The 16,849-nt window shown below is 60.3% G+C and carries 12 protein-coding genes and 1 tRNA gene; 7 read left to right on the forward strand and 6 right to left on the reverse strand.

Going from position 1 to position 16,849, the window contains the following annotated elements; translation table 11 throughout:
• Window positions 1-50: 50 nt before the first annotated feature.
• Complete coding sequence (locus ACQZ5K_RS02460; protein ID WP_448739539.1) at window positions 51-404, forward strand: hypothetical protein; 354 nt, start codon at window positions 51-53, stop codon at window positions 402-404.
• Between the two features lie 65 nt (window positions 405-469).
• Here the strand turns inward: ACQZ5K_RS02460 and ACQZ5K_RS02465 are convergent, their stop codons facing one another.
• Both ACQZ5K_RS02465 and aceA read right to left on the reverse strand, forming a co-directional pair.
• A complete protein-coding gene (locus tag ACQZ5K_RS02465; RefSeq protein WP_004432604.1) occupies window positions 470-727 on the reverse strand; it encodes an SMc00767 family acetate metabolism repressor in 258 nt (85 codons plus the stop codon).
• Window positions 728-811: 84 nt separating this feature from the next.
• Window positions 812-2,101 carry an isocitrate lyase gene (gene aceA / locus ACQZ5K_RS02470; RefSeq protein WP_137452356.1) on the reverse strand — a complete coding sequence of 430 codons (1,290 nt, stop codon included), beginning with the start codon at window positions 2,099-2,101 and terminating at the stop codon, window positions 812-814.
• Between the two features lie 254 nt (window positions 2,102-2,355).
• Between aceA and ACQZ5K_RS02475 the strand changes: the two genes are divergently transcribed.
• The 5 genes from ACQZ5K_RS02475 (at window position 2,356) to ACQZ5K_RS02495 (ending at window position 8,081) form a co-directional block, all read left to right on the forward strand.
• The gene (locus ACQZ5K_RS02475; RefSeq protein WP_448739540.1) at window positions 2,356-3,771 is read left to right on the forward strand and encodes a helix-turn-helix domain-containing protein; all 1,416 of its coding nucleotides are present in this window, start codon (window positions 2,356-2,358) and stop codon (window positions 3,769-3,771) included.
• A 152-nt stretch (window positions 3,772-3,923) separates the two neighbouring features.
• Window positions 3,924-5,021 carry a polyamine ABC transporter substrate-binding protein gene (locus ACQZ5K_RS02480; protein WP_004432613.1) on the forward strand — a complete coding sequence of 366 codons (1,098 nt, stop codon included), beginning with the start codon at window positions 3,924-3,926 and terminating at the stop codon, window positions 5,019-5,021.
• A 165-nt stretch (window positions 5,022-5,186) separates the two neighbouring features.
• Window positions 5,187-6,344, forward strand: coding sequence for an ABC transporter ATP-binding protein (locus ACQZ5K_RS02485; protein ID WP_448739541.1), 1,158 nt, complete (start codon window positions 5,187-5,189; stop codon window positions 6,342-6,344).
• Between the two features lie 11 nt (window positions 6,345-6,355).
• The gene (locus ACQZ5K_RS02490) at window positions 6,356-7,264 is read left to right on the forward strand and encodes an ABC transporter permease subunit (protein ID WP_004432616.1); all 909 of its coding nucleotides are present in this window, start codon (window positions 6,356-6,358) and stop codon (window positions 7,262-7,264) included.
• A 4-nt stretch (window positions 7,265-7,268) separates the two neighbouring features.
• Window positions 7,269-8,081, forward strand: a complete 813-nt coding sequence (locus ACQZ5K_RS02495) for an ABC transporter permease (protein ID WP_004432617.1) — start codon at window positions 7,269-7,271, stop codon at window positions 8,079-8,081.
• A 308-nt stretch (window positions 8,082-8,389) separates the two neighbouring features.
• Here the strand turns inward: ACQZ5K_RS02495 and ACQZ5K_RS02500 are convergent, their stop codons facing one another.
• Together ACQZ5K_RS02500 and ACQZ5K_RS02505 are read right to left on the reverse strand one after the other, a co-directional pair.
• Window positions 8,390-10,054 carry an ABC transporter permease gene (locus ACQZ5K_RS02500; protein ID WP_448739542.1) on the reverse strand — a complete coding sequence of 555 codons (1,665 nt, stop codon included), beginning with the start codon at window positions 10,052-10,054 and terminating at the stop codon, window positions 8,390-8,392.
• A 78-nt stretch (window positions 10,055-10,132) separates the two neighbouring features.
• On the reverse strand, window positions 10,133-13,921 hold the full coding sequence (locus ACQZ5K_RS02505) for an ATP-binding protein (RefSeq protein WP_448739543.1): 3,789 nt from the start codon (window positions 13,919-13,921) through the stop codon (window positions 10,133-10,135).
• A 316-nt stretch (window positions 13,922-14,237) separates the two neighbouring features.
• Between ACQZ5K_RS02505 and ACQZ5K_RS02510 the strand changes: the two genes are divergently transcribed.
• Window positions 14,238-14,314 (forward strand) — tRNA-His (locus tag ACQZ5K_RS02510).
• Window positions 14,315-14,487: 173 nt separating this feature from the next.
• Here the strand turns inward: ACQZ5K_RS02510 and ACQZ5K_RS02515 are convergent.
• Both ACQZ5K_RS02515 and ACQZ5K_RS02520 read right to left on the reverse strand, forming a co-directional pair.
• Window positions 14,488-15,414, reverse strand: a complete 927-nt coding sequence (locus tag ACQZ5K_RS02515) for a dihydrodipicolinate synthase family protein (RefSeq protein ID WP_448739544.1) — start codon at window positions 15,412-15,414, stop codon at window positions 14,488-14,490.
• A gap of 131 nt (window positions 15,415-15,545) precedes the next feature.
• Window positions 15,546-16,847, reverse strand: a complete 1,302-nt coding sequence (locus ACQZ5K_RS02520) for a TRAP transporter large permease (protein ID WP_174004789.1) — start codon at window positions 16,845-16,847, stop codon at window positions 15,546-15,548.
• Window positions 16,848-16,849 lie beyond the last annotated feature (2 nt).

The raw sequence follows: 16,849 nt of genomic DNA on the forward strand, positions 1-16,849 counted from the left end.
TATCCATAGGTTGCTTCCTGTAAGTTTAACCCCTTTAGGTTGAGGCCACCATGATAGTTTCAGCATCATATGTAAATGCGATGTCCGCAGCAGGAACGCCGGAAGAAGCAGCAAAGCTCTTTTATGCAGCAGTCAGCAAGGGTCTCGCGGCAGTCGTTGCCGATGCTCTTTCACAATCTGTCACGGCCATTGCGCCGGCAGCCGCAGGCACCAAGATCGCAGGCTGGGAAAAGCTCGTGGGGGGTGTGGCGATGCATCTGGCGTGGGAATCTCCCGCCATTTTGAACCCGATTCCCCTGACGCAGCTTGCCTGCTTCGCTCCTTATGCGCCTCAACTCCAGGGTAACGTCGAGGCGATGGGCGTCAATGTAAGCATCGGCGTTTCCGTATCGGCGAGCTTCTGAGGCGGCCACTTCGGACGTTTGCATTGAAGACCGGAGCATCGATTATGATGTTCCGGTCTTTCGATTCAGGCGGCGTCACGCCCCTGCGCGACGATGACCGGGATAAGCAGATCCCCCCAGTTGCCGCCGCCGCCATGGTGGCGGGCCGAGCGGACCAGCTCGACGGAAACGCCGGCCTCAACCGCTTTCATGACGGCCTGGTTGAGGCGGTGCAGATCATTGGCCAGCATGCGGATGGCGGCCTGCTGATCCTGCGTCATGGCGGAGGACTGTTCCTCGGCGCGTTCCTTGACGTGGGTCTTGATGGGGTTATGGGCATTCATGGCATTTCTCCTCTCATTATTGGTTGGGGTTCTTGATCCGGTTTGCAAGCCCTTCCCGTCACCGGGAAGGGCAGTTTCTCGATTTTATTCGGCCGCCGGGCGGAACTGGTCGTGCTCGGTGGATTCCTTCATGGCTGTTGTGGACGACGTGCCGCCAGAGATTGCCAGAGACACGGCGTCGAAATAGCCGGTGCCGACTTCGCGCTGATGCTTGGTGGCGGTGTAACCATTGGCCTCGGCTGCGAATTCCGCTTCCTGAAGCTCGGAATAGGCCGCCATCTGCCGATCCTTGTAACCGCGCGCCAGTTCGAACATGCCGAAATTCAGCTGGTGGAAACCGGCAAGCGTGATGAACTGGAACTTGTAGCCCATCGCGCCGAGTTCCCGCTGGAACTTGGCAATCGTTGCGTCGTCGAGGTTCTTTTTCCAGTTGAACGACGGCGAGCAATTGTAAGCGAGCTTCTTGCCCGGATGCACCTTGTGCACGCCTTCCGCAAACCTGCGCGCCTGCTCGAGATCCGGCTTGGAAGTCTCGCACCAGATCAGGTCGCAATAGGGCGCATAGGCAACGGCGCGGGCGATGCAGGGCTCAAGACCGTTCTTTACCTGATAGAAACCCTCGACGGTGCGGCCGGCATCGTAATCCACGAAGGGGCGGTCGCGCTCGTCGATGTCGGAGGTCAGAAGCTTCGCGGCCTCCGCATCCGTGCGGGCGATAACCAGCGTCGGTACACCCATGACATCCGCCGCAAGCCGCGCCGCCGTCAGGTTGCGGATATGCGCCGCCGTCGGGATCAGAACCTTGCCGCCGAGATGGCCGCATTTCTTTTCCGATGCCAGCTGGTCTTCATAATGAACACCCGCAGCACCTGCCTCGATAAAGGCCTTCATGATCTCGAAGGCGTTGAGCGGCCCGCCGAAACCGGCCTCCGCATCGGCAACGATCGGCGCGAACCAGGTGTCGACCGAAAGGCCCTTGCCTTCCGCCGTCTCGATCTGGTCGGCGCGCTGCAGGGTGCGGTTGATGCGCTTGGCAAGCTCCGGTGCCGCATTGGCCGGATAAAGCGACTGGTCCGGATACATGGCCGACGCCGTATTGGCATCCGCGGCAACCTGCCAGCCGGAGAGATAGATCGCCTTCAGCCCGGCGCGAACCATCTGCATGGCCTGGTTGCCGGAGAGCGCGCCGAGCGCGTTGACGAAATTTTCCTCGTTGATCAGCTTCCACAGCCGGTTCGCGCCCATCTCGGCCAGCGAATGGCGGATTTCGACGGAGCCGCGCAGCCGTTCCACGTCGGCGGCGGTGTAGGTGCGCTCGATGCCATCGAAACGTCCCTGCGCAGCACCCGGAACAAGTTTGTAAAAATCCGTCATACTTCTCTCTCCCATGATAAATGCGGTTTCCGTAACGGGCCCTCTTCAACATCATATGGCGCCGTTTGATGTGACTACATTTACATTTTTCGAGATTTGAGTGCCAGAACAAACATAAAAACAGTGACTTGAAAGAGGTTATCCTGTAGAGTGCATGACAGGGTGGAGATGTAAAATTGTAAATTTTGTAAAAGTCCTGCATCCCGCGAATTTGTAATAGATTTGTATGAGTCGCAGGCACGGGAGGCGAGGCGGTGTCGGAAAACAAGATTTTTGCAGGCCCGCGCGTGCGCCGCATTCGCAATGGTCTTGGGTTGACGCAGACGGCCATGGCCGAGGCGCTGGCGATTTCGCCGTCCTATCTCAACCTCATCGAGCGCAACCAGCGGCCGCTGACGGTGCAGCTGCTTTTGAAGCTTGCCTCCGTCTACAAGGTCGATCTGGACGACCTGCAGGGCGAAAGCGCCGGTTCCGCCGGGCAGCTGCGCGAGGTCTTCGCCGATCCGTTGCTTTCGGGTGAAGTGCCGTCGCCGCAGGAGCTGATCGAGGTTGCCGATGCCGCGCCCAATGCGGCAAGCGGTGTCCTCAAGCTTTACCGGGCCTATAGGGAGCAGGCGCAGCGCCTTTCCGATCTCTCCGATCTTCTGGCGCGGGAGGGGCACGAGACGGCGCTCTCCTCCACCCGCCTGCCGATCGACGAGGTGCGCCACGTCTTTGAAAATCGGCCGGCCTATTTCCATGCCATCGACGCGGCGGCGGAAGAACTCCACAAACACCTGTCGGCGGGCGACGATCTCGCCTCCGGCCTTCGTGCATGGCTTCAGAAAAACCACGGCATCGTGGTCCGCACCCTCCCGGTTCATGCCATGCCGAATCTCAGGCGGCGTTATGACCGCCATTCGATGCGGCTGTTTTTATCCGAACGCCTGTCGCAGCCTGACCAATTGCGGGAAATGGCGATGGAGACCTGTCTTCTGGCGCTTCGCGAAGAAATCGGCACGGAGCTTGAAGGGCTTGGCCTGAAAGGGGAGGAGGCAAGGCGCATCGCCCGTTTCGAACTGGCGCGTTACGCCGCCCATGCGTTGATGATGCCCTATGGCGCATTCCTCAGCGCCGCCCAGCGGGCGAAATACGATCTCGAGGTTTTGCGCTCGCGTTTCAACGTCTCTTTCGAACAGGCGGCCAACCGTCTTGTCAGCCTGCAACGGCCGTCAGCCGCGGCGATCCCGTTTTTCCTGATGGAGATCGACAATGCCGGCAACCGTTTCCGCCTTGCAGGGGCCGGCGGTTTTCCAAGGGCGCGTTTTGGCGGCCTCTGTCCGCGTCTCAACATCCATGCCGCTTTCGCCCAGCCGGGACAGGTGCTGGTGGAGGCGGTGGAGATGCCGGATGGCGACGCGTTCCTCACGGTGTCGCGCACGCTGGAAGGTCCGCAGGCGGGTTTCGGCGAAAGGGTGCGGCGAACGGCCGTGCTTCTCGGCTGCGATCTCGCCCAGGCCGGGGAGACCGTCTATGGCCCCGCCGCTTCGGGTGCTGCGCCTGTCGCCGTCGGCCCCTCGTGCCGGCTGTGCGAAAGGCAGGGCTGTCTGTCGCGGGCGGAAGCGCCGCTGACGCGGCCGCTCGGGCTCGATGAAATGGTTACCGGTCTCAGTGTTTTCGACTTCCAGTAGGTGTTTCCATTCGCTTTTTTGTGGCCGGAACACATTTGGTTGAAAATGCTGTGCTGCACATTTCCCGCTTGCTCCCTTTTGTTTTCCTTTCTAGTCTCTCCCAAAAAAGGGGATCACGCTCCCATCGTGAGGATGCGTTAACAGGAGACATCATGAAAAACCGTTCTCTCCGCCTGACCTTGGCTCTCACCACCGCGCTCGTTGCAGCAGGCTCGGCAATGGCCCAGGAGAAGGTCGTCCACGTCTATAACTGGTCGGATTATATCGACGAATCGATCCTTGCCGATTTCACCAAGGAAACCGGCATCAAGGTCGTCTATGACGTTTTCGACAGCAACGAGCTTGTGGAAACCAAGCTTCTGGCCGGCAGCTCCGGTTATGATGTCGTGGTGCCCACCGGGCCCTTCCTCGCCCGCCAGATCAATGCCGGCGTGTTCCAGAAACTCGACAAGTCCAAGTTGCCGAATCTGAAGAACATGTGGCCCGAGGTTTCCGAGCGTCTGGCGAAATACGACCCTGGCAACGAATATGCCGTGAACTACATGTGGGGCACCACCGGCATCGGTTACAACGTCGCCAAGGTGAAGGCGGCGCTCGGCGATGTTCCGGTCGACAGCTGGGATATTCTCTTCAAGCCGGAAAATGCCGAAAAGCTGAAATCCTGCGGCATCAATATTCTCGATGCGTCGGACGAGACCTTCGCCATCGCCATGAACTATCTCGGCAAGAATCCGGATAGCAAGGAAACCGCCGATCTCGAGGCGGGCGGCGACGTCTACATGAAGATCCGCCCCTATGTGAAGACCTTCAATTCCTCCGCCTATATCGATGAACTGGCGAATGGCGACAGCTGCATCACCATCGGCTGGTCGGGCGATATCCTGCAGGCGAAAAGCCGCGCCGAGGAAGCCAAGAACGGCGTCGAGGTGAACTACGTCATTCCGAAGGAAGGCACCTATATGTGGTTCGACAACCTTGCCATCCCGGCGGATGCCAAGAATGTCGAGGAAGCCCACGCCTTCATCAATTATCTGATGAGGCCGGAAGTCATCGCCAAGGCCTCCAACTATGTTCAGTATGCGAATGGCAACCTCGCCTCGCAGGCGCTGATGGATGAGTCCGTCGCCAAGAACCCGGCGGTCTATCCCGATGCCGAGACGCTGAAGAAGCTCTTCACCATCTCGCCCTACGGACCGAAGGAACAGCGCGTCCTGAACCGCGTCTGGACGCAGATAAAGACCGGCAGCTGAAACTTCCACCCGCTGGTTGAGGAACGGCCGGCGGGCCTGTTTCTCTGATCCTTTGCCGGCAGGTTCCGTTACCTGCCGGCGCCGCCCGCCTCAAAGCATCGGACCGAAAGTCGGAAAATCCGATGCTCAAATCTACACGACCAACGGGATTTGAGGGTAGGGTGAATGGCGAAAACTCTGGGGCCGGTCAAACGCAAATTTAGCCCTTGGGACAATCCCGATGCGGTGCCCTTCATCCGCTTTGAAAACGTCACCAAACGTTTTGGCGATTTCGTCGCCGTCAACAATCTGACGCTCGATATCTATGAACGCGAATTCTTCTCGCTGCTCGGTCCCTCCGGCTGCGGCAAGACCACGCTGATGCGCATGCTGGCCGGTTTCGAGGAACCGACCGAAGGTCGCATCCTGCTGCAGGGCAAGGATATTTCCGGCGTGCCGCCCTATAAGCGGCCCACCAACATGATGTTCCAGTCCTACGCGCTTTTCCCGCATATGTCGGTGGAAAAGAACGTCGCTTTCGGTCTGGAGCAGGACGGTCTGCCCAAGGCGGATATCGCCGCGCGCGTCGAAGAAATGCTGCGGCTCGTCAAGCTCACGGAATTCGCAAGGCGCAAGCCAAGCCAGCTTTCCGGCGGCCAGCGGCAGCGCGTGGCGCTTGCCCGCTCGCTTGCCAAGCGGCCCAAGGTGCTTCTGCTGGATGAACCGCTCGGCGCGCTCGACAAGAAGCTGCGCGAGGAAACGCAATTCGAACTGATGGACATCCAGACCAATCTCGGCCTTACCTTCCTCATTGTCACCCACGACCAGGAAGAAGCGATGACGGTCTCGGACCGCATCGCTGTCATGGACAAGGGCAATGTCGTGCAGGTGGCGACGCCGGCCGAGATCTATGAAGCGCCGAACAGCCGCTACGTGGCGGACTTCATCGGCGATATCAATATTTTCGACGCCAATGTCGTCGCCAATGCTTCCGGTATCGGCAAGCCCGGCCTGGTGACGCTGGATTGCGAAGGGCTGAAGGTGGCGGTGGAGCAGGAATGCGCCGCTGCGACCGGCAGCCAGGTAGCTTTCGCCATCCGTCCGGAAAAGGTCCGCATCTCGCTCGACCAGCCCGGCGATAGCAGCGTCAACTCCGCCTATGGCGAGGTCTGGGATATCGGCTATCTCGGCGACTTCTCCGTCTTCATCGTCAAGCTTGCCGATGGCCGCGTCATTCGCGCCGCGCAGGCAAATGTTTCGCGTCTCGTCGATCGCCCGATCACCTTCGGCGATATGGTGTGGCTGAACTGGAAGCCGGATTCCGGCCTCGTCCTGACGCGCTGAGGGAGGCTTTCATGGCGATCACCACTCCCGAAAACCGGCAAAGCCCCTGGCGCTGGCTGGTCGTCGCGGTTCCCTATTTCTGGCTGCTGTTGTTCTTCGCAGCGCCGTTTTTCATCATCTTCAAGATTTCGCTGTCGGATACGGCAATCTCCATGCCGCCCTATACGCCGGTCTTCGAAGGGTTTTCGAAGCTCGGCGCGTTCTTCTCCGAACTGGATTTTGAAAATTACCTTTTCCTGACGGAAGACCCGCTCTACATCGACGCCTATCTGTCGTCGCTGCGCATCGCCTTCATCTCCACCTTCCTGCTGCTGCTGATCGGTTACCCCATGGCATTGGCAATGGCGCGCGCACCGTCTTCCATTCGCCCGACGCTGGTGATGCTGGTGATCCTGCCCTTCTGGACCTCGTTCCTGATCCGCGTTTATGCCTGGATCGGCATTCTGAAGCCGGAGGGCCTGCTGACGGTGCTGTTCCAATGGCTCGGTTTTCTCGGACCCGACCAGCAGGTCAATATCTTCCGCACCGAGACGGCGATCTTCATCGGCATCGTTTATTCCTATCTGCCCTTCATGGTGCTGCCGCTCTATTCAGCGCTGGAAAAGCTCGATAATACGTTGCTGGAAGCGGCGGCCGATCTCGGTTGCCCGCCATGGAAGGCCTTCTGGAAGATCACCTTCCCGCTGTCGCTGCCGGGCGTCGTGGCCGGCTCGATGATCTGCTTCATTCCGATAACAGGGGAATTCGTCATCCCCGATCTGCTTGGCGGCGCCCAGACGCTGATGATCGGCAAGACGCTGTGGACGGAATTCTTCGGCAACCGCGACTGGCCCTTGGCATCCGCCGTCGCCGTGCTGCTGCTGCTGTTGCTGGTGGTGCCCATTGCCATCTTCCAGAACCAGCAGAAGAAGGTGGGGTGAAGCCATGAAGCGCGGAAAATTCGACATCACCGTCCTCACCCTCGGTTTTGCCTTTCTTTATATCCCGATCATCATCCTGATCGTTTATTCCTTCAACGCCTCGAAGCTCGTCACCGTCTGGGGCGGTTTCTCGCTGCAATGGTACCGCTCCATGTGGTCGAACCAGGGGCTGATGGATGCGGCCTGGGTGACGCTGCGTGTCGGTATCCTCAGCGCCACCATCGGCACCATCCTCGGAACGCTGGCGGCGCTGTCGCTCACCCGTTTCGCCCGGTTTCCCGGCCGGGTGCTGTTTTCGGGCATGATCTATGCGCCGCTCGTCATGCCGGAAGTCATCACCGGCCTGTCGCTGCTGCTGCTCTTCGTGGCCGTCGGGGTGGATCGCGGTTTCTGGACGGTGGTCATCGCGCATACGACTTTCACCATGTGTTACGTGGCGATCGTCGTGCAGTCGCGGTTGCTTACTTTCGATCGCAGTCTCGAGGAAGCCGCGCTCGATCTCGGCTGCCCGCCGGTCAAGACCTTCTTCCGCATCACCCTGCCGCTGATCTTTCCCGCGGTCATCGCCGGCTGGATGCTGGCCTTTACCCTGTCGCTTGATGATCTCGTCATCGCCAGCTTCGCCACAGGCCCCGGTGCGACGACGCTGCCGATAAAGATTTACTCGCAGGTTCGCCTTGGTGTGACACCGGAAATCAACGCCATTTGCACGATCCTTATCGGGCTTGTCACGATCGGCGTTATCGTTGCTTCCATCGCATCCAAGCGCACGGAGTTGCAGCGGATGCGCGATGAACACGCCGCAGCTCGAAACTGATCAAACGGACGTCTTTGATTTCTCGCGTTGCTGTTGAAATCACGATTAATTCAGGGACTTTTAATTTAGTTTCGGCGCTTTACGGTATCAGAATAGGAATTTTCGTCGGTAATTGCTCGATTTTGGTTTTAACCGCTTGTTAATGGGAGTTGGCGGAAAGTAAACCCAACGCAGGGCTGTCAAATACTGACGGCCGGGATTGATAATTTCCATATCGCGAGGTTGTCCCCCTTTCTCTCGTTGAAAAAGCACAACTGATACAGGCGGCCGAAAAGCCGCCTTTCTTTTTGCCGCGACGGGTGAGCCATTCAGCTGTTTTCCGGATGATCCATCGATTTCGAGACGAGCAGCACGGGAATAAGCCCGGCAATGATGATGATGATCGCCGGCACGGCCGCATCCTGCACCCTTGAGCGCGACGCATCCTCATAAACCAGCGTGGCCAGCGTGTTGAAACCGAAAGGCCGGAGCAGGATCGTGGCCGGCAGTTCCTTCATGGATTCGATCAGGACCAGAAGGAATGCAGTCAGCGCCGCCGGCCGCATGTTCGGCAACAGCACTTTGAACAGTGTCTGCGCCCGGTTGCGCCCAAGCGTTCTCGAGGCCATGTCGATATGCGGTGAAAGCTTCTGGAAACCCGCGTCGAGTGTGCCCTCCGCCATGGTCATGAAGCGCACGGCATGGGCATAGATGATGGCAAAGGCGGTGCCTGAAAGCAGCAGGCCGCTGGAAAAGCCAAAATGGGAGCGGATGAAACCGTCGACGCCATTATCGAGGTTTGCCAGCGGAATGAGAACACCGATGGCAAGCACGGTTCCCGGCACGCCATATCCCATGGAGCCGAAGCGGGCGGCGACCTTGGAGCTGCGCGAGCGCTCGGTGCGTATGGCATAAGAAAACACGAAAGCGGCGATCAGCGTCACAAAGGCGGCGGAAAGCGAGACTTCGAGACTGTGTCCGAGCGCTTTCAGAAGCTTCGGAGAAAACAGCGCGTCGAGCCTCTTTGCTGCGTAACCGCCGAGCACGATCACCGGAATGAAGAACCCGCTCGCCACGGGTATGAAGCAGAACAGGCAGGCGCTCCAGCGCCGCCAGCCGGTCAGCGCCTTCAACCGGTGACGCTGGGCCATGCTTGTCGCCTTTGGCGCGCCGAAGCGCTGCTTTTCCCGGGCGTTGCGTTCGATGATGATCAGTGCACCGACGATGATGAGGATGACGGCGGCGATCTGCGTCGCATTGGCGAGATTGCCGCGATTGAGCCAGGTTTCGTAAATGGTGAAGGTCAGGGTCTGGACACCGAGATATTCAACCGCGCCGATATCGTTCAGCGTTTCCATCAGGACCAGAGAAAGCCCGATGGCGATGGCCGGCCGGGCCATCGGCAATTGCACGGATAAAAACACGTTCAGCGGTTTTGCGCCAAGCGTGCGGGCCGCGTCGGCCGCAAACCGGCCCTGCATGGAAAAGGCGGCGCGGGCCGAGAGATAAACGTAAGGATAGAGGACCGAACTCAGAACGATCACCGCACCGCCGAGCGAGCGTATGTCCGGAAACCAGTAATCGCGGATGCTGTGATAACCGAAAGCGGCGCGCAACGCGCTTTGCACCGGGCCGGTAAAGTCGAGAAACTCGCCGAACGCATAGGCGGCGAGATAGGAGGGGATGGCGAGCGGCAGCACGAGCGCCGCGGACAATAACCGCCGCAGCGGAAATTCGAATGTGGTGACAAGCCAGGCGCAGACGATGCCGAAGAAAGCGGTCGTTGCGGCCGTCATCCCCAGGAGCAGGAAGGTGCGAAACCCGGCGCGCGGCAGGACATTGGCGAGAAGGTGCTGCCATCCTTCCGTGCTGCCGGTCAGCGCCAGCCAGAAAATTGCCAGAAAGGGCATGGCGGCAATGGCCGCGACGATGACCGCCGTGATGGGCAACACCGAGAAGCGTCTTGTTGCCGGAAGGGAAACCGTCATGGACATGCCAGTCTACTGTCGTGCAAAGGCCTCAACCGGCGACCATTGTGCCGGCGGCTTCCGCATTGCTACGCCCGCATGGCCTCAGTTGGCAAGAACCCGCTGCGACGGAAAGGTGATTTCCACCAGCGTGCCTTCATTCGGCGTGGAGGTGATGGAGAAATTCGCCCGGTTGGCGTCCACCATCGCCTTGGTCAGCGGCAGGCCGAGCCCGGTGCCGTCGCCGCGCACGCGCTTGCCGGAGGAGGCCACCTGCCGGAACGGCTTCATGGCCTGTTCCAGTTCCGCCCGGGTCATGCCAATGCCGGTGTCGCGAATGCGCAGCGACACGCTGCCATTGGCCTCATAGGCGGTGGATACCACGATCTGGCCGCCGGACGGCGTGAAGCGGATGGCGTTCGACAGGATGTTCAGCACGATCTGCTTGATCGAGCGCAGGTCGGCGACGATCTGCGGCACGGATTGCGCAAGTGCGGTGCGGATGATGACGCGCTGGTTGTTGGCCTGCGGCTGCACCAGCGAGACCGCCTCGGCCACCGTTTCGTTGAGCGGCACGGCGACGAAATCCACATCCATCTGCCCGGCCTCGATCTTGGAAATATCGAGCAGATCATTGACGATGTCGAGCACATGCCGGCCGGAACGGCCGATATCATTGGCATATTCGACATAACGCGGATGGCCGATCGGCCCGAAACGTTCGGTCGCCATCATGTCGGCAAAGCCGATGATGGCATTGAGCGGCGTGCGGATTTCATGGCTGACGCGCGCCAGGAAATCGGTCTTGTGGGCATTGGCGGTTTCCGCCGCCCGCTTGGCGTTGCGCAGTTCTTCTTCCGTGCGCTTCCACTGGGTGATGTCGCGGATAACCGCGCAATAGCCATGCGACGATTTTAGCCGGCCGATGGTCATGAACAGCGGCAGGAAGCCGCCGGATGCTTCGCGGCCGATCACTTCGCGGCCGTCGTTCAGCACGCTGGCGACACCGTTATTGGCGAGACCGGAGAGATAATCCAGCACGGCGCGCTGGCTCTCATGGGCAAAGAGGGTGACGAAAGGCTTGCCGGCGATTTCACCATTGTCATAGTTGAACAGCGCGCTGGCGGAACGGTTGAGCGAGCGGATTTCGCCTTCGTCTCCCAGAAGCACCACGCCGTCGGTGGCCGTTTCCAGAATGGAATGCAGCTCTTCCACTTCGCCCTGCAACAGGGAGAGGCTGCCTGCTTCCGCATTTTCGGCATCGCCGGCAGCAATATTTTCGTTGGCGGCCGCAACCGGCGCCTGCTTTTCCTCAAGCGGCACCAGCGACAGCATCAGCGCCTTGGTTTCTTCCCAGCGGATGGACTGCAACCGCGCTTTGACGGGAATGATGTCGTTGTCAGAGCTGACGACCACCATGCCGCCTTCGTTGTCCGGCATGTCCTCCAGCTCCTGCCGCTGCAGCAACGCTTCCAGACCGCCCACCTCTTCGAGTTCGGCGAGAGAGCCATAGCCCGTCAAGCGCAGGAAATCCGGGTTGGCGTGGATCAGCCTGTCGCCGGCATGCACCAGAAGCGCCACGGGCATCTGGTCCAGCGTCTCGGCCGTCAAGGCATTCGCGGGGCGAACGGATGGGCTGACCATGGCGGCGGCAATATCGGCAGCCGGCCGCTCGTCAGCCGCAGGCTCCTGCTTTTCGCCGGAACCGCTTTCATCCGCCGGTGCGCGAATGGCTGCAGGCTGCTCGCCACGAACATAATCGGCGAAAAGATCGTCTTCCTCCGCCGGTTCGGTTTTCCTGTCGTCATTTTCCGTTTCGGAGGGCGCGCTTTCCGAAGCATCCGCATCGATATCCTGCTGAATATCCTGCATGATCGGCTCAGCGGAAATGGCCTCCGACTCCGTTTCCCGGTCTTCTTCGGAAGCAGCATCCGCCGGCGCCAGGGCCCGGCCGATTTCGCGGAAGGCGGCCTGTTCGCCTGCGGTCAGCCCCTCGCGGGAGCGCGAGCGGCGCTCCTCCAGATGGACGACCTTGTCGGAATAGGCCGGCTCCAGCGCGGGCGCTGCAACCGGCGCTTCGAATTCCGGCGGGGTATAATCATGGTGCTGTTCTTCAGCCGAAACCACGTCCGATTCATCATCCGCCGCATCGGCCTCCGTTGCCGGGACCTCATCCTCAGCGATGGAACCGGCGTCTTGCGCCGCGTCGTCATCTTCATCGATAAAGGCCAGCAATTCGTAGCTTTCATCCTCGATGGCGGGCTGCGGCAGGGCTTCCGCCGGATCGGCCTCTTCGCCGTTGAGGAAGGTGAGGCCCGTGGCATGCGGGTCTTCGGCGGCATCGGCAAGCCGCACGATGCCGAAACCGCGGAAACCGTCGAATTCGCGTGAGCGCGTATAGGTGGGCAGGGCGGCAAGATCGATCGGCACCATCAGCGATGTGCCTTCCACCGGCCAGTAGATCGTCTTGCCCGACCATGTGTCGCGACGGCCGAGAAGCTCGCGGATCTTGCCGTCGGGATCGAGATTGAACAGGGCCGCGACATCGGCAAAGCCCATGCCTTCCACGGCAGCCGCCTTGGCGCCCACAGCCTCTGCAAATTCATGCGAGATCGAACTGAAGCGCCCTTCCGCATCGATTTTCCAGACGAAACGGGAAGCGCGCGCACCGGCATTGAAAACAAAAGGCTGCGCTTCTGCGCCAGCGCCGATGTCCGTTTCCTCGGTCTCCGCCTCCGCCGTTATCTCCTCATCCACCGCAGGAGCAGCGTCTGACGGCGCTGTTTCGACGATTTCATCGTCCGCGACTGCGTTTTCTTCGGCCCGGGTCTCTTCGGCAGGGGCATCGGCGATTGTCCGCTCGGTCAAGGGGGCGTCTGCTTCATCCTCATCGAGTTCGAAAAGATCGGCGATGTCGTCGGTCATCGCCACATGCGCAGCCGCGTCGGCGTCCTGCACGGAAAGCGCCGCCGGGGTCTCCGCTCCGCTTTCCGGCAATGAGAGAAGGTTGTTCTCATCCTGCTGCGCTGCCTCTTCCTCTTCGGGATCGGCCGGCAGTTCCTGCACCTCTTCCACATCCTCGATGCCAGCGACGGCATCGAGCACGGAATCGAAGGAGGTTGCAGCGGCAACAGGCGCGACCTCCGCAACCGGCAGGGCGGGCTCGGCGGCGGCTGGCGTTTCCTGCGGCCTGTCTTCTGCGAAACCATTGACGGGATCGAGTGTGCCCAGCGCGGTTTCGACCACGAACATCAGGTTCAGTTCGGGCGATGCCGCAATCTGGCCGGTGGCGGCGGGCAAATAACCCTTGCCGGTCGGCACCGGCCGCTTGACGAGATGGCCGGACTGTCCGGCTGCCATTTTCACCAGTATCCGTGCGGTATGCGGCGTGATGCCGAGCGACGAAAAGCCGGGCGAGGCGGCGACAATCTCGTTCTCGCCGTTCAGAACCGCCATATGGATATCGGGGTCGTCGAAACCTTCGATCATGCGCCGGGCGCATTCCGCCGTGTCGGGTGCGACTTGGTCGGTGAGGGCGGAAAACAGGATGGCCGGCTGGCCGGGTTCGGCCTCGATGATTTCCGCGCGCGCCGTAACGGCAAGGCTGCGGAAACCTGAGGTGATGCGAATGGTAAACGGCAGGCTGTCGCCCGCTTTGGAAAGCCGCGCCGCCGTGGCAGCCAGTTGCCGGAAGGTCACGTCCTGCGGTTTCGGGCCCTGTTCCAGAAAATCATAGACCATCGGCGTGCCAAACAGCGCCGCACCCCGGCCATTGGCCCAAAGGGCGTTTTTAAGGTCGAGCGAGAACAACGCCATGGCCGCGCCGCGCCCGAAACCTTCACGCACCCGTTCATGCACTGCGATATCGATAAAGGGATACTGGACGGCGGGCATGTCGAAACCTATTCTGGCACTACCGGACCTTGCGGGCTTTTCGGCTTCCTCATGAAGCTCTAAACGTAAACCCGCCGAGGCATCACGTTAACAGAATTTTAAATAACTTCACAGCGCGGTCCGGTCCACCATCCGCCGGATGAATCGCCAAATAGAGTTAACATCAACAGGCCGCTGCGGCCTCTTTATGTCAGCCCGGCCCATTGAAAAGCACTTGCCTTTCTCAGCCTTTTTTCGCAAAATTCGAAGAGGCACTTGCAAATGGGGAAAACACCTTTTATGTCACCCCCCGTGACGCCGCTTCGGCGTTTCATGTGCGGTTGTAGCTCAGTTGGTTAGAGCGCAGGTTTGTGGCACCTGAGGTCGGTGGTTCGACCCCACTCAACCGTACCATTCCCCTCTCCCGATAAGTCTATATGTCACAGTGACTTACCGGGAGAGGGGAGTCTTCCCCATAGATCTGCTGTCCGTGAGCTTTGTTGGACTCGTCGCGAAGCGAGCAGAAATGCCGTTCCCGCATTGCCTCGCTGATCGGGTCCGTCACAACGGCAGTGAATTCATCTCCGTCAACGCAACAAGTCCAATCGGCGCATCTGCCGTTCGATCAGCGTCTCGACTTCCTTCACGGCGAGCGCGCTCAGCGGTGCGCCTGGGCGGCGCTGGGTCGCGCTGGCGATGGCGCCGCGTTTTGCCAGAACATGTTTTCGCACGGCAAGGCCGAGACCGGGCTGCTGTTCATAGCGCATCAGCGGCAGATAGGCATCGAACAAGTCCTGCGCGGCTTCGTATCTGCCCTCATTGCTGAGACGGACGACATCCACCATCATTTCCGGATAGGCGAAACCGGTCATGGCGCCATCGGCGCCGCGCTGCATTTCCTCGGTCAGGAAAACACCGGCATTGCCGCACAGGATGGAGGTGCGGCGACGGCCTTTGGCCTCCGCTTCGCGCAGGTCGGTGATCTTCTGCAGGCCCGGCCAATCCTCATGCTTGAGCATGACAATGCTCGGATGGGCCTCGAAGATGACGCCCAGCGTTTTTGCGCTTATCTGAACGCCGGTGGAGAGCGGGAAGTCCTGCAGCACCACAGGCACGTCGGCGCCGACAGTCTCGACGACGTTACGATAATAGGCGACGATCTGCTCATCGGTACGCAGCGCGGGTGGCGGAGCGACCATGACGCCGGCGGCACCCAGATCCATGGCTGCCTTGGCCAGTTCGCCGATGGCGGCAAGGCCGGGTGCGGAGACGCCGACCACCACGGGTTTTCCTTCGGAACGCTTCAGCGTCAGCTTCGTGACTTCGATCGATTCCGCCTGGGTGAGCTTGGGTGCTTCCCCCATCATGCCGAGGATCGTCAGCCCGTCCGCGCCTTTTTCATAATAGAAGTCGACCATGCGGCCGATGCTTTCGCCATCGAGCGAACCGTCTTCGGCAAACGGTGTGCAGGCAATGACGAACACACCCTTGGTACTGGAATTTATGAGCGACATGACATGTTCCTATTTGAGCCGCCTGTGTTGCAAGGGGTCTGTTCCAACCCGTGGAATTGACCGCGGCGGAGCCGGGTCTGGGGGATGCCGGCCCTGCGCATGGGAGCGCTTTAGCCGGCAAACCGTTTGCGTCAGTTATTCGCCAGCATATCCGGAACGATCGAAACGATTTCCGGGAAGATGGCGATGAGCAGGACGAAAGCGCACATGATGAAGAAGAACGGCATGGTCGCGCGGGTAATGCGGGCCATGCTGTCGCCGGTCAGGCGCTGGATGACGGTGAGGTTGAAACCGACGGGCGGCGAGACCTGCGCCATCTCCACCACGATGACGATGAATATGCCGAACCAGACCTTGCTGTAACCGGCCGCCATGACCAGCGGCAGGGTGATCGGCAGCGTCATGACGATGCAGCCCAGCCCTTCCATCACCGTGCCGAGGATGATGTAGAAGATCAGGAGCACGATGATGAGCATGAATGGCGAAAGGCCCCAGCCCTCGATGATGCCGGCGATATAGCGCGGCATGCCGAGATAACCGATGACGGTCGACAGGAACATCGCGCCGACCATAATGAGGCCGATCATGGCGCAGGAATCGGCCGCCTGTTTCGCCGCCTGCATGAGGTTCGAAAGGTTCAGCGTCTTCTGGAAAGCGCCGATAAGGATTGCGCCGCCGACGCCGACCGCGGCTGCTTCCGTCGGCGAGGCGATCCCGCCATACATCGAGCCGACCACGCCGATGATGAGCAGCAGCAGCGGTCCCAGATCCTTCAACGCCACCAGCTTTTCGATGAAGGTGGTGGGCGCGAGGGCCTCACCGACAAGGGCCGGATTCATTAGCGCCCGGATGCCGATATAGCCCATATAGGATGCGGCCATCAGCAGGCCCGGCAGGATGCCCGCCATGAACAGCTTCAGGATCGATTCCTCCGCCATGACCCCATAGATGATCATGATCGTCGATGGCGGGATGAGAAAGCCCAGCGTTCCTGCCCCCGCAAGGCTGCCGGTGATGAGGTCGCGGTTATAACCGCGCGAAATAAGCTCCTTTGCGGTGATGCGCCCGACCGTTGCCGTGGTGGCCGCGGATGAGCCGCAGACGGAGGCAAAAAGCGTGCAGCCGAGAACGGTGATATGGGCAAGCCGGCCGGGCACATGCCGAAGCCAGGGGGCAAGGCCGGAGAACAGCGCTTCTGAAATCTTCGTTCGGAACAGGATTTCCGCCATGAAGATGAAGAGCGGCAGGGCCAGCATTTCCGGCGAAACCAGCGTGTTCCAGGTTTGCTGGGCCAGCAGCTTGAAAAGCGGCAAAGCGGGGCGATAGAGTGCGGCCAGCGCCGCCCCCGTGCCTACGAGGCCAAGGCCGATCCAGACCCCCGTACCCAGAATGAGCGTCATCAGGCCGAGCAGGCTGAAGGTGATCTTTCCCATGA

The sequence above is a fragment of the Agrobacterium sp. 22-226-1 genome (genome assembly GCF_053522345.1).